The following is a 12,402-nucleotide window of genomic DNA, read 5'->3' as shown; positions in this document are numbered from 1 at the left end:
CGTCGCCGCGCCGCCGCGCTTTGGGCCCGTTGGGGTCCATTTTGGTAGCTTGCCCCCCGTGACGACGCCGTACACCTCCGAGGCCTTCCTCCACCAGCTCCTCGGCAAGGCGCTTGCCGCCCACGCCAGCGACATCCACCTCAAGGTCGGTCAGCCGCCGGGCGCGCGGGTGCGCGGCGACATGGTCTACTTCCGGGTCGACCGGATCCGCCCGGAGGACAGCGAGGCTGCGGCGCGGGTGCTGCTCGCCGGGCGTCCGTCGCGCGAGCTGCTCGCCACGCTGCAGGAGCTCGATACCTCGTATGTCGTCCCGGGCCTCGGCCGGTTCCGGGTCAACATCTACCGCCAGCGCGGCTCGCTCGCGATCATCCTGCGCAGCATCCCGCTCAAGATCCCCACCTTCGACGAGCTCGGCGTCCCCGCGGCCGTGCGGGCGATGGTGGAGCACGACCACGGCCTCTTCGTTGTCACCGGCACGGCGGGCAGCGGCAAGAGCACGACGCTCGCCGCGTTCATCGGGCAGATCAACGCGACCTTGCCGCGCCACATCGTCACGCTCGAGGATCCGATCGAGCACGTGCACGAGGACAACCGCTCCAGCGTGAGCCAGCGCGAGATCGGCGTGGACACGGCGGATTTTCCGACCGCGCTGCGCTCGGCGCTGCGGCAGGATCCGGACGTCGTGCTGCTCAGCTCGCTCCGCGACGGCGAGTCGCTCGATCTCGCGCTGCACGCCGCGGAGACAGGGCACCTCGTGCTCGCGGCCGTGCACACGCCCGACGTCGCGCGCACCCTCGGCCGGCTGATCGCGCTCGGCCGGAGCCCGAGCGAGGCGCGCGACCGGCTGGCCGACTGCCTCCAGGGCGTCGTCGCGCAGCGCCTGCTCCCTCGCCGCGACGGCGCGGGGGAGATCCTCGCCTGCGAGGTGCTCGTCGCGACGGCCGCTGTGCGCGAGGCGATCCGCCGCCCGGAGGGGAGCCCGTCGCTGCGCGAGCTGATGGAGAAGGGGGTGACGCCCTATGGAATGCAGACGTTCGAGGCCCACCTGCGGCAGCTCGTCGGCCAGGGCGCCATCGCGAAGGAGACGGCCAAGGCGGTGACGGCGCTGTAGCGGCCCGGGCCGGAAGCCCCTCCGGGGGCGGAGGGCGGACCGGGCCGCGCGGCTTGCTTGCGGCGGCGGCCCAAGCCTGGGTATGGAGCGAGCCCATGCTCGACGGGATCGAACGCGAAGCGACGGACAACAAGGGTGGACGCAGCGAGCCGAACGGCCGCGGGCCGGCGGCGGGCGCGGTCCGCCACGACTGGACCGTCGAGCAGGCGGTCGCCCTGCACGATCGACCGCTCTTCGAGCTGATCGACAGCGCGCGCTCGGTCCACCGCGCGTTCCACGGCGAGCACGAGGTGCAGCTCTGCACCCTGCTCAGCGTCAAGACCGGCGGCTGCCCCGAGGACTGCGCCTACTGCCCGCAGTCGAGCCACTACGAGACGGAGGTCGGGCCGGAGCGCATGCTCGACGTCCCCGCCGTCCTCGCCGCCGCCGGGCGCGCGCGCGACGGCGGCTCGACGCGGTTCTGCATGGGCGCCGCCTGGCGCGAGGTGAAGGACGGCCCGGCCTTCGAGCGCGTCCTCGACATGGTGCGCGGCGTGAAGGCGCTCGGGCTCGAGGCGTGCTGCACCCTCGGCATGCTCACCGACGACCAGGCGCGCCGCCTGAAGGAGGCCGGCCTCGACGCGTACAACCACAACCTCGACACGTCGCGGAAGGCCTACAAATCCATCATCTCCACGCGCACGTACGACGAGCGGCTCGTCACCCTGCGCAACGTCCGGCGGGCCGGCATCACCGTCTGCTCGGGCGGGATCATCGGCATGGGCGAGTCGATCGCCGACCGCTGCGAGATGCTCGTCGAGCTCGCGCGCCTCGACCCCCACCCGGAGAGCGTGCCGATCAACGCCCTCGTGCGCTCGCCCGGCACGCCGCTCGAGGGCCTGCCGCCGGTGGACCCGATCGAGTTCGTCCGGATGATCGCGATCGCGCGGCTCATGATGCCGCGCGCGATGGTGCGCCTGTCCGCCGGCCGGACGGAGCTGTCGCGCGAGGCGCAGCTCCTCTGCATGTACGCGGGGGCGAACTCGATCTTCTACGGAGACAAGCTGCTCACCACGCCGAACCCGGGCCCGGACGAGGACCGCGCGCTCATCGAGAAGGCGGGGCTGCAGCCGATGGCGCCTGCCGCGGCTCCTCCCGCCCGTTAGCCGCCTTCCCGTCGGCCGACGGGTCGAGCAGCGCGCGCTCCGCCCCGCGCGTCGCGACGTGCACCGTCCGCGTCGGGTACGCGAGCCTCGTCCCGGCCGCGCCGATGATCTCCAGGAAGGTGATCAGGACCCCCTGCCGGATCGTCCTGAACTCGCCGAAATCGGTCGTCTGGAACCAGGCCATGATCTCGACGTCGAACGACGCGGGGCCGATGCCGACGAAGCGCACGACGACGTCGTCGGGCCAGATGTGCGGGTGCGCCCGCAACGCGCGCTCGCACCCGTCGAGCACGGCGCGGAGCTGCGCGGGGGTCGTCTCGTACACGAGGCCCAGCACGCACGAGAGGCGCATCCTGTCGCGCGCCGTGTACGACTCGATCTGGAGGTCGGCCAGCTTGCCGTTCGGGATCGTGACCAGCGTCCTGTCGAGCGTGCGGATCCGCGTCGAGCGGAGCCCGATCGTCTCGACCGTGCCGAGGAGCGCGTCGACCTTCACGAAGTCGCCGACCTGGAGCGCCCTGTCGACGCCGATCGAGACCGAGCCGAAGAGGTTCTCCACCGTCTTCTGCGCGGCGAGGGCGAGCGCGACGCCGCCGATGCCGAGGCCGGCGATGAGGCTCGCCACCGGGTAGCCGAGCTCCGACAGCACGGCGATCACGCCGATGATCAGGATCGCGACCTTGGCGATCTTCCCCATGAGCGGCACGAGCGAGCGCGCCGCGGGGTTGTCGCGCGTCGCCGGGGCGGCGAGCAGGCGGCCGCTCACGGCGTCGATCGCGCGGAGGGCGAACCAGAAGACGGCGATGAAGAGGCCGGCGCGCACCACCTTGTCGAGGAACTGCTCGGCCGGCGCGTAGAGCCCGAGCCAGGGGAGCGAGACCTCGACGCCGACGAGCGCCAGCGCGAACGTGAGCGGGCCGCGCGCGCCCCCGAGGAGCACGTCGTCGAGCGTGGAGTCCGTCCGGGCGACGAGCCGGCGGAGCGCGGCGCGGATGAAGTAGCTCAGCACCATGCCGACGAGCCAGCCGGCGAGCCCGAGGACCGGCAGGGCGAGCCACTGCCACCAGAGCAGCTCGCGCGGGCCAGGGCGCAGCAGCGCCGGCGGCAGGTGATCGCGGATCCAGCGGTCCTCGAGCCGCGCGTACCACTCGTCCACGCGCGCCACCGTGGCGCGCGAGAAGAGCCACCGCACCCCGTCGGGCGTCGTGCGCCGCACGAGCCGCACCGGCTGGGTCCCCGTCCGGGTCGGGATCGGGGGGCCGATCTGCTCCACGCCGGGCCCGAGGTTGTCCTGCGTGTTGCCCAGCGGGTGCGGCGAGAGCGACTCCAGGTCGACCCAGAGGTGCCGATCGAGCACCGCCTTGAGCCGCTGCGCGAGCTCCGCGCCGTTCGCCCCCGGCGGCACGTCGAGGTACCGCGCGGCCTCGGCGTAGTTGCCCGCGCGGCAGAGCTCGAAGAAGTGGCGCATCGAGGCGCGCGGCGAGTCGGGGGCGACCGGGCTCACCTCGGGATCCACGCCGTCCTCGGCGCCGGCCGCGGCGGGCGCCGCGGGGGCCGGGGGAGGGGACAGCTCTCCCGCGCGCGCGGCCAGCAGGACGCACCCGGAGACGAGCGCGAACGCGAGCGCAGCGCGGAGCCACCACATCACCGGTGGCCAGAAGCGGCGCCGCTTCGGCGCGTCAGGGGGATCGGTCCAGCGCATGGGCCCCTCCTATTCCACCGCGCGGCGCCTCTGTCGACCGGGCGGCGCGGCCCAAACGCGCGGCGCGCGAGGCCGCTCGCGAGGTGCGAACCCCCGCTCGCGGCTACGTCGCTGTGCCGGGCGGCTCGCTCGGCGGCGGCGCGCTCACGAGCGCCGCGAGCGCGCCGCCGTAGCGCGCGAGCCGGCGCGCGCCGAGCCCCGGGATGCGCGCGATCGCGGCGGCGACCGCGGCGTCGCCGGCGTTGCCCGCCGCGAGCGCGATCTCCACGAGCTCCTGCGCGCAGTGCCCTGGCAGCACGACCTGCTCGTCCACCTTCCGCGCCTTCGCCTCGGCCCTGCGCCACCCGGTGATCCGGGTCTCCATCGCGCGGCGCGCGGCGAGCTCCCTGCGCGGCGGGCGGACCTGCAGGAAGAGGGCGCGCTCCTCCTCCGGCACGTCGCCGTCGCTGCGCCCCTGCTCGATGGCGCGGAGCCACGCCGCGACGCACGTCGCCGCCCGGCCCGCGGCGGCCCCGCGCACGGCGCGGACGTCGTCGGCCCGGGCCGGCCGCCGCTGCGCGAGCTCGAGGAGCACCTCGCTGCCGACGATCTTGAAGGCCGGCGTGTCGGCCGCCTCGGCGGCCGCCTCGCGCGCCGCCGCGAGGCGCCGCAGGATCGCCCGGCCCTCCGGGTCGAGCGCCTGCGCCCCCTTGATGCGCGCATAGGCGGGCCGCGGATCGCGCGGCGGCCCGAGCGCGGTCGCGAGCTTGTAGGCGCACTCCTCGGCGATCTCGTCCTCGATCCCGAGCGCGCGTCCGCGCTCCGCGAGCCGCGCGTCGAGCGCGAGCAGGTGGAGCACGTCGTCGGCCAGGTAGCGCAGCTCGCGGCTCGCGAGCGGCCGGCGCCCCCAGTCGTGCTGCTGGAGCTGCTTGTCGATCGTCACGCCGAGCTCCGACAGGAGGAGCGCGGCGAGCCCGGTCGCCGGGCATCCCAGCATGCGCGCGGCGACCGACGTGTCGCGCGCCCCGGCGAGCGGCGCCCCCGCCTCGGCGAGCATGCGCGCGTCGAAGGTGAGGTCGTGCAGCACCTTGGGCGGCCCCGCGGCCCCGAGCAGCGGCGCGAGCGGCGCGACGGGCGCGCGGAGCGCGTCCACGACCGCCACAGCGATGCCGTCCCCCTCGCGGAAGGCGAGCTGGATCGTGCAGAGCCGGGCGCGGTAGGCGAACAGCCCGTTGGCCTCGACGTCGACAGCGAGCGCGTCCGCGCGCGCGGCGCGCTCGACAAGCCGGGCGAGGTCGTCGTCGCGCTCGACGAGGACGGGGAGGACCTGGCTCAGCGGGGCCGCCTCTCCCGGCCCGGGCGGGCCGCGGCGCCGCGCCGCGCCCGCGCGGCCGCGCCGGCCAGCGCCAGCGCGGCGAGGGCGAGCCCGCCGCCGCGGCTGCTCCGCGACGGGGCCGCGGCGCAGCCGCCGTCCTCGTCCCGGGCGGGCTGATCGACGGCGCACAGCGCCGAGAAGCCGTGGCGCGGCGTGGGATCGCACTCCTTGACCGGCTCCCCGGGCGGGTACACAGCGCAGATCGCGTCGCGATCGTCCTGGTCGAGGTCGCGGAGCATGATCGTCTGCGGCCGGTAGTCGGCGAACATGGTCGCGGAGCCGTCGGTCGAGTGCGAGAGCCCGAGGAAGTGGCCGGCCTCGTGGGTCGCGATGCTCAGCATGTCGAACGACACGTCGACGTCGCCGAACGAGAGCGCCACGTCCGACGAGTTGATCTCCATGTCGGCGTCGTAGATGTCGCCGGTCTTGAGGTTGTAGGTGACCGTCGTGAGCGCGAGGGTGTTCCCGCCCCCCGCATACGGCCAGTCGTCGTCCCGGAACGTGATGATGTTCGCGTTGCCCTTGGTCTGGTTGTACTCGTGCGCGTCGCACGCGATCGGGCCGAGGTAGGTGACCTCCATGCGCGGGGTCTGCCCGTCGCCGCAGTCGGCCTGCGTCCACGCCGCGAACGCCTGCTCGAAGATCGCCTCGGTCTCGGCGAGCGAGACCTGGTCCGAGGCGTCCTCCTGGATGGAGTAGCTGACGCACGGCGACGGCCAGGCGAGGGGGATGCCGCAGTCGTTCGGCTGGGCCGGCGTGCAGACGGCCGCCGTCGACTTTGTCTCGGGACAGACGCTGGTGCGACAGTAGGCGAGGGCGGTCGAGGGGAGGGCGAGCGCCGCGGCGGCGATGGCGCCCGAGGCCGCGAGGACGGCGGCGGCGCGGGCGCTCCTCGCGGCGAGCGCGGAGCTATTTCTGGGCATGGGTCGCCTTCCAGGCGCGGCTCACGGCCTCGCACGCCGCGTCGAGCGTCGCGCCCACGAGGTGCTCGCGCGCCGAGATCGCGGGGCCCGTCCGGGGCAGGACGGTCCCTGTGTCGGGGCTCGCGGCGAGCCGCCGCACGGCGATCCGCGGCGCGCCGGCCACCCTCGCCGTCTCCTCGCCGTTGACGACGGGGTAGTGGCCCTGGGCCATCCCGGAGACGACCAGGGCAGAGCCCGCCTGGGAGACGAAGATCATCGCCTGGGCGCCGATCCTGAGCTGCGCGTCGCCCGACACCTGCTGTCCGACGTCCCCGACCACCCCCCCGAGCGTCCTCACCCAGACCTCGCCGTCGGGCTGCCCGGCCACGGGGCGGTCGACGGACAGGCGGGTATAGGTGACGATCCTCCTCGATCCGCCGAGCTCTTCCCACTGGCTGCGCTGCTCGGTCGCGGTGGCGACGACGACGAACGCGGCGCGGGAGGCGAGCTCTTCCAGCGAGAGCTGGACGGAGACGGCCGCCTGCGCCGCGCGCGGGCCGGACAGGAGCGCGCCGGGGCTCACCCCGTCTGCCACGGCGGAGCCGACGGTCGGCGTGAGGGTGAGCGCGGGTGGCAGCGCGAGGAGGAGGGCTATGCAAGAAGCTCTGGGAGACATGGTCCTGGAAGATACCATGCTGCCGCGCGCGGCGCGCCCGAAGCGCAGGACATGGTCGATGTCCTGGACCCTGTGTCCCGGTCCGACTAGCAGATCGTTTGGGTCGAGACCCCGAGGAGCCTGCGATGACGAGCGATGCGTTGACGATCGGCAGACACACGTTCACTTCCCGCCTGTTCGTCGGGACGGGCAAGTACAAGGATCTGGATGAGACCCGTCGCGCGCTCGAGGCGTCCGGCGCGGAGGTGGTCACGGTGGCCCTCCGCCGGATCAACCTGAAGGAGCGGGGCGAGGGGTCGATGATGTCGCTGCTCCAGCAGGGGCGCGTCACGATCCTGCCCAACACGGCGGGTTGCTACACGGTCGAGGACGCGGTCCGCACCTGCCGGCTGGCGCGCGAGCTCGGGCTGTCCGATCTCGTGAAGCTCGAAGTCATCGGCGACGAACGCACGTTGTTCCCGGACAACGAGGCGACGCTGGAAGCGGCGCGGATCCTGGTGAAGGAGGGCTTCACCGTGCTCCCCTACTGCATGGACGATCCGATCGTGTGCCGGAAGCTGGAGGACATCGGGTGCGCCGCCGTGATGCCGCTGGCCGCGCCGATCGGCAGCGGGCTCGGCATCCGGAACCCGTACAACCTCATGATCATCCGGGAGACCGCGAAGGTCCCGGTGATCGTGGACGCGGGCGTCGGGACGGCGAGCGACGCCGCGGTGGCCATGGAGCTCGGGTGTGATGGGGTGTTGATGAACACGGCCATCGCGGGCGCGCGCGACCCGATCTTGATGGCGCAGGCGATGAGGGACGCCGTGAAGGCCGGGCGGATGGCGTATCTCGCCGGGCGGATGCCGAAGAAGCTCTATGCGACGGCGTCGTCGCCGGAGCAGGGCAAGATCTCCGCGCTGTAGCGGTCGCCGCGACGCGCGTCGCGCTCGCCCCGGGCGGGGAGGGGCGACGCGGCGCCGCGGTGACGCCGGCAGAGGGCGGTCCCCGTGTCCTGCACGCACGCGTGGCGCGCTGTGGGAGGACGACATCCATCGTCGTGGTCGTCCAGCGCGCGCCGACGTGGGAAGTCAAACGAACGGCGCGCCGGCGTCATGATACGCTCACCTGCCGGAGTCAAAATGACATGGAACGCTCATCGCACGGTCGACACCTCCGTCGTGGCGCGTCATGCGCTCTGGCAGCGATCGCGGCGACCTGACGGTCCGCTCAGGAGAATATGAGCAAGCCCAACGTCTGCATGGTCGTGAACAACCTCGAGGTCGGCGGGCTCGAGAAGGTGGTGCTGAGCCTCCTCGACCGGCTCGGCGATCACGGGTTCGACCTCTCGCTGATCTGCCTCGACGGGGAGGGCCGGCTCTTCTCGGAGGTGAAGCTCCCCCGCTCGAAGTGCCTGGTGATCACCAAGGATCTCCGGCCGGTGCTGCCCGGGGTGAAGAGCGACCCCGAGGCGCTGCTCTGGATCCGGCGCTTCTTCCATCAGCGATCGGTGGATATCGTCCACGTCCACAACCGCGCTCCGCTCATCTTCGCCGGCATCGCCGCGCGCATGCTGCGGAATCGGCCGGTGGTCCTCTACTCGGAGCACAACCAGATCAACCGGGCGAAGGGCTTCGATCGGCGCAAGTTCGGCTATTACGCGTACCTCGCCGACGAGATGGTCGCGGTCTCGCACGACCTCAAGCGCATCCTCGTCGACGACGTGAAGGTCCGCGCGCCGGTCCGCGTCATCCACAACGGCATCGACGGGACGCGCTTCACCCGCGCCCTGAACAGCGGCGCGCGGGGGCGCATCCGCGCGGAGCTCGGCATCGGCGAGCAGGATTTCGTGTTCGGGTGCGCGGTGGTGCACATCGAGCAGAAGGGGCTCCGCTACCTGATCGAGGCGGCGCCCGAGGCGCTGCGGCGCGCGCCCGAGGCGCGCTTCGTCGTCGCGGGCGACGGCCCCCTCCGGGCGGAGCTGCAGCAGCGCGCGCAGGCCGCCGGGCTCGGCGACAGGATGATCTTCCCCGGCTATCGCTCGGACGTCCCCGACCTCGTCTCGGCGTTCGACGCCTACGTGCTCCCGTCGCTCTGGGAGGGGCTCCCGCTCGCGCTGCTCGAGGCGCTCGCGCTCGGCAAGCCGATCGTGGCGAGCCGCGTCGGCGGCGTCCCCGAGATCGTGGAGCACGGCGTGGACGGGTTCCTCGTCCCGCCGAAGGACCCGGGCGCGCTGGCCGATCACCTCGCGCGCGTCGCGCGCGACGGGGAGCTCCGCGAGCGCGCGCGCACGCGGAGCCCGGCGAAGTTCGCCGAGCAGTTCAGCCTGGAGGCGATGGTCGAGGCGCACGTGCGCCTCTTCGACGAGCTCGTCGCCCGGCGGAGCGGGGGTGAGGTCCAGCCGAGGCCGCGCGCGCAGGCGGCCCCCGCGGAGGCCGAGCCCGCGCGCCCTCCAGCGAGCGCGCCGGCCGCGCCGGCAGCCGCGGAGCGAGCGTGACGGCGACGAACTTGCGGCCTGACGGCCTGACGGCCTGACGGGTCGGGTCAGACAGGAGGAGCTCTTGCGGCGGATGCGTGTACTGCTTATCACGAAGATCTTCCCGAACGCGGTGCACCCTGACGAGGCGCCGTACAATCGCCGGCAGTTCGCCGCGCTGTCGCGTTACTGCGACGTCCGGGTGCTCGCGACGATCCCGTGGTTCCCCGGCATGGGGCGGCTCTCGAAGTGGCCTGTCGGCTCCAGCGCCCCGCGCGAGGAGGTCATCGACGGGCTCCCGGTGCGGCACCCGCGCTACCTCTACGTGCCGCGGGTCGCGCCGGCGCTGAACGGCCCGCTGTATGCGGCGTCGATGCTCCCGGAGCTCGTCGGCCGCGGCCCGTCGCCCGACGTGATCGTCGGGGCGTTCGCCTACCCGGACGGCTTCGCGGCGGTCTGCCTCGGGCGGCTGCTCGGGGTGCCGGCGGTGATCAAGGTCCACGGCTCGGACATCGACGTGATCCCGCGCGACCGGCGGCTGCGTCGCCCGCTGAGCTGGGGGCTCACGCGCGCGGCCCGGGTGGTCGCGGTGAGCCGCAAGCTCGCGGACGGCGTCGTGGCGCTCGGCGCCCCGCGCGATCGCGTCGACGTGGTGATGAACGGCGTCGACGCGGCGCTGTTCCGGCCGCGGAGCCGCGCCGAGGCGCGCGCGGCGCTCGGCCGGTCGCCTGGCTCGAAGCTGCTCCTCTTCGTCGGCCTGCTGGGCCGCGACAAGGGGGTGCTCGATCTGGTCGACGCGTTCGAGCGGCTCGCGCGCGTGCACCCGGACCTCGAGCTCACGCTGGTGGGCAGCGGCGCCGAGGAGCTGGCGTGCCGGGCGGCCGCGGCCCGGCTGGGCGGCAGGCTGACGGTGACCGGCTACCTGCCGCACGATCAGGTGTCGCAGTGGCTCGGGGCGTGCGACGCGCTCGTGCTGCCGAGCCTGCACGAGGGGACGCCCAACGTCGTGCTGGAGGCGCTCGCCTCGGGGCGCCGCGTTGTGGCGACAAGCGTGGGCGGCATCCCCGACATCCTGCACAGCCCCGAGCTCGGCGAGCTCGTCCCCCCCGGCGACAAGGGCGCGCTGGCGGACGCGCTGCTGCGCGCCGCGCGGCACGAGTACGACCCGGCGCGGGTCGCGGAGCTCGCCGGCGGGCGCGACTGGGACGACAGCGCGCGCGCCCTCCACGACACGCTGCTGCGGGTCGTCCGCGACGCGCGCCGGCAGGGCGCGCACGGGCAGGAGATCGACGACGCGCTCTTCAGCACCCCGCCCCCGAAGGGCGGCCGCGAGGACGGCGCTGCCCGGACGGGCGTCACGCTCGGCTAGCCGCTCCCCCGCGACCCGCGCGGCGCGGCCTCCTCTTGACGCTCGCGCCTGTCCATCGGCGAATGTCCCTCGTGCTCACCGGCTTCCGCGCGGCCCTGGGGCCGCTCGTGCTCCTCGCCGCCGTCGCGCGGGCTCCCTACCAGTGCGCGAGCGAGGTCGACCCGGATCGCCGCGTCTACGAGGATCCGAGCGAGGCCCTCTACGACCTGGCCGAGCGCTTCGAGGCGCGCGGCGATCGCGGCGCCCAGCGCGACACGCTGCGCTTCCTGGTCGAGCGCTACCCCTCCAGCCGGTTCGCGCACATGGCCCGGAAGGACCTCGAGGCGCTCGGCGACGCCGGCGCTCCGGTCCGCTAGAGGGGGCCTGGGCATGCTCCCCCCGACGCTCACCCTGATCACCCAGACGGCCGACGTCCCCGAGCCGGTCCTGCTCGCGCGCCTGTCGGCCTTCGGCGCCCTGCCGCCCGAGGCCCGCGCGCGCGTGGCGGTGCAGCTCCGCGACCCCGAGCTCTCCGGCGCGGCGCTCCACGCGCTCGGCCGGCGGCTGCGCGACGCGACCGCCGCGCTCGGCGCCTCGCTCGTCGTCAACGACCGCCTCGACCTCGCGCTCCTGCTGGGCGCGGACGGCGTGCACCTCGGCCGCCGCTCGGTCGGGGTGGCCGACGCGCGCGGCCTGCTCGGCCCCGGCGTCTTCGTCTCGGTCGCGTGCCACAGCGCGGACGACGTGCTCCGCGCGGCGGAGGCCGGCGCGGACGCCGCCGTGCTCTCGCCGATCTTCGCGACGCCCGGCAAGGGCCCGCCGCTCGGCCTGGAGGCGCTCGGCGAGGCGCGGGCCCGCCTCGCCGCGGCGCCGCGCGGCGTCGCGCTCCTCGCCCTCGGCGGCGTGGACGCGGCGTCGGCGCCGCGCTGCCTGGCCGCGGGCGCGGACGGCGTGGCCGCCATCCGCGCCGACTTCGGGGGCGCGCTGCCGACGATCGCGCGCTGAGCCGCGCCGCGCGCCCGGCTCGGCGGCGCCCTACCGCGCCCAGAGGTCGGCGAGCGGCAGCTCGATCGCGTCGAACGGCTCGGCCCGCACGGCCTCGTCGCCCTCGTGGGTGTCGAGCAGCGACCAGCGGCCATCGTCGAGCCGGTACACCTCGAGCGTCTGCGCAACCGGGTTGATCAGCCAGGCGTGACGGACCCCTTCGCGCCGGTAGATCCGCATCTTCTTCCCGCGATCCACGCGTTCGGTGCGCGGGGAGATCACCTCGCAGACCCAGTCGGGCGTGACGTCGTAATGCGCGGGAGCGTCCTCGGACCCGAGCGCGTCGGGCATGCGCTCGCGGCGCCAGCCGGCGAGATCGGGGACGACCTTGTCCGGCTTCGGCCCGAGGTGGAGCTCGGGCTCGACGAGGATGACCCAGCCTCCAGGCTCACCTGGATCGTCGTCGAACGGCCCGAGCCGACGGCTGAGCCGCGACGCCGCCCGCGTGTGCGGTCGCGCCGGCCGCGGGAACGTGTGGAGCTCCCCGTCGAGGATCTCGGCGACCATCTCTTCCGGCACGGCCTGGAACGCGGCCTCTACCTCGGGCGCATTGCCTGGGAACAGCGGGTGCTGCGCGCTCATGCCCCGATCCTACATCCATCCGGCGCGCCGCGCGTCCGGCGCCGGCCCCAGCGCCTCCCTCGACGCTGGCAACCCACCTT

The 12,402-nt window shown here is 74.1% G+C and carries 12 protein-coding genes; 7 read left to right on the top strand and 5 right to left on the bottom strand.

Features of this window, described 5'->3' with window-relative positions:
• The first annotated feature begins 58 nt into the window (after window positions 1-58).
• The gene (locus WMF42_RS21820) at window positions 59-1,111 is read left to right on the top strand and encodes a type IV pilus twitching motility protein PilT (protein WP_437694024.1); all 1,053 of its coding nucleotides are present in this window, start codon (window positions 59-61) and stop codon (window positions 1,109-1,111) included.
• A gap of 95 nt (window positions 1,112-1,206) precedes the next feature.
• Entirely contained in the window at window positions 1,207-2,256 is a 1,050-nt protein-coding gene (gene bioB / locus WMF42_RS21815) for a biotin synthase BioB (RefSeq protein WP_061610729.1), read from the top strand.
• On the opposite strand, the gene WMF42_RS21810 is transcribed toward bioB, so the two are convergent.
• The 4 genes from WMF42_RS21810 to WMF42_RS21795 form a co-directional block, all read right to left on the bottom strand.
• Entirely contained in the window at window positions 2,198-3,958 is a 1,761-nt protein-coding gene (locus WMF42_RS21810) for a mechanosensitive ion channel family protein (RefSeq protein ID WP_061610730.1), read from the bottom strand. The two genes, bioB and WMF42_RS21810, sit on opposite strands and share 59 nt — an antisense overlap.
• Window positions 3,959-4,061: 103 nt before the next feature.
• The gene (locus WMF42_RS21805; RefSeq protein WP_437694324.1) at window positions 4,062-5,273 is read right to left on the bottom strand and encodes an HRDC domain-containing protein; all 1,212 of its coding nucleotides are present in this window, start codon (window positions 5,271-5,273) and stop codon (window positions 4,062-4,064) included.
• On the bottom strand, window positions 5,270-6,235 hold the full coding sequence (locus tag WMF42_RS21800; protein WP_437694021.1) for a matrixin family metalloprotease: 966 nt from the start codon (window positions 6,233-6,235) through the stop codon (window positions 5,270-5,272). Before WMF42_RS21800 ends, WMF42_RS21805 begins: the two co-directional genes overlap by 4 nt.
• Window positions 6,222-6,809, bottom strand: a complete 588-nt coding sequence (locus tag WMF42_RS21795; RefSeq protein WP_437694019.1) for a hypothetical protein — start codon at window positions 6,807-6,809, stop codon at window positions 6,222-6,224. Before WMF42_RS21795 ends, WMF42_RS21800 begins: the two co-directional genes overlap by 14 nt.
• Before the next feature lie 206 nt (window positions 6,810-7,015).
• Between WMF42_RS21795 and WMF42_RS21790 the strand changes: the two genes are divergently transcribed.
• The 5 genes from WMF42_RS21790 to WMF42_RS21770 all read left to right on the top strand — a co-directional run bounded on the left by WMF42_RS21790 (window position 7,016) and on the right by WMF42_RS21770 (window position 11,701).
• On the top strand, window positions 7,016-7,798 hold the full coding sequence (locus WMF42_RS21790) for a thiazole synthase (protein ID WP_061611665.1): 783 nt from the start codon (window positions 7,016-7,018) through the stop codon (window positions 7,796-7,798).
• Window positions 7,799-8,112: 314 nt separating this feature from the next.
• Window positions 8,113-9,369: a glycosyltransferase gene (locus tag WMF42_RS21785; RefSeq protein WP_233562379.1), complete on the top strand. Its 1,257-nt coding sequence runs from the start codon at window positions 8,113-8,115 to the stop codon at window positions 9,367-9,369.
• Window positions 9,370-9,442: 73 nt separating this feature from the next.
• A complete protein-coding gene (locus tag WMF42_RS21780; protein ID WP_437694017.1) occupies window positions 9,443-10,717 on the top strand; it encodes a glycosyltransferase family 4 protein in 1,275 nt (424 codons plus the stop codon).
• Between the two features lie 62 nt (window positions 10,718-10,779).
• Complete coding sequence (locus WMF42_RS21775) at window positions 10,780-11,073, top strand: tetratricopeptide repeat protein (RefSeq protein WP_061611666.1); 294 nt, start codon at window positions 10,780-10,782, stop codon at window positions 11,071-11,073.
• 13 nt (window positions 11,074-11,086) lie between these two features.
• Entirely contained in the window at window positions 11,087-11,701 is a 615-nt protein-coding gene (locus WMF42_RS21770; protein WP_437694014.1) for a thiamine phosphate synthase, read from the top strand.
• Between the two features lie 30 nt (window positions 11,702-11,731).
• On the opposite strand, the gene WMF42_RS21765 is transcribed toward WMF42_RS21770, so the two are convergent.
• Window positions 11,732-12,322 (bottom strand): Uma2 family endonuclease, encoded by a 591-nt coding sequence (locus WMF42_RS21765; RefSeq protein WP_061609963.1) that lies wholly within the window; start codon window positions 12,320-12,322, stop codon window positions 11,732-11,734.
• Window positions 12,323-12,402: the final 80 nt, after the last annotated feature.

This window comes from Sorangium sp. So ce176, assembly GCF_051519835.1.
GTDB lineage: Bacteria > Myxococcota_A > Polyangia > Polyangiales > Polyangiaceae > Sorangium > Sorangium cellulosum_G.
This window is presented reverse-complemented; position numbering and strand designations above follow the sequence as displayed.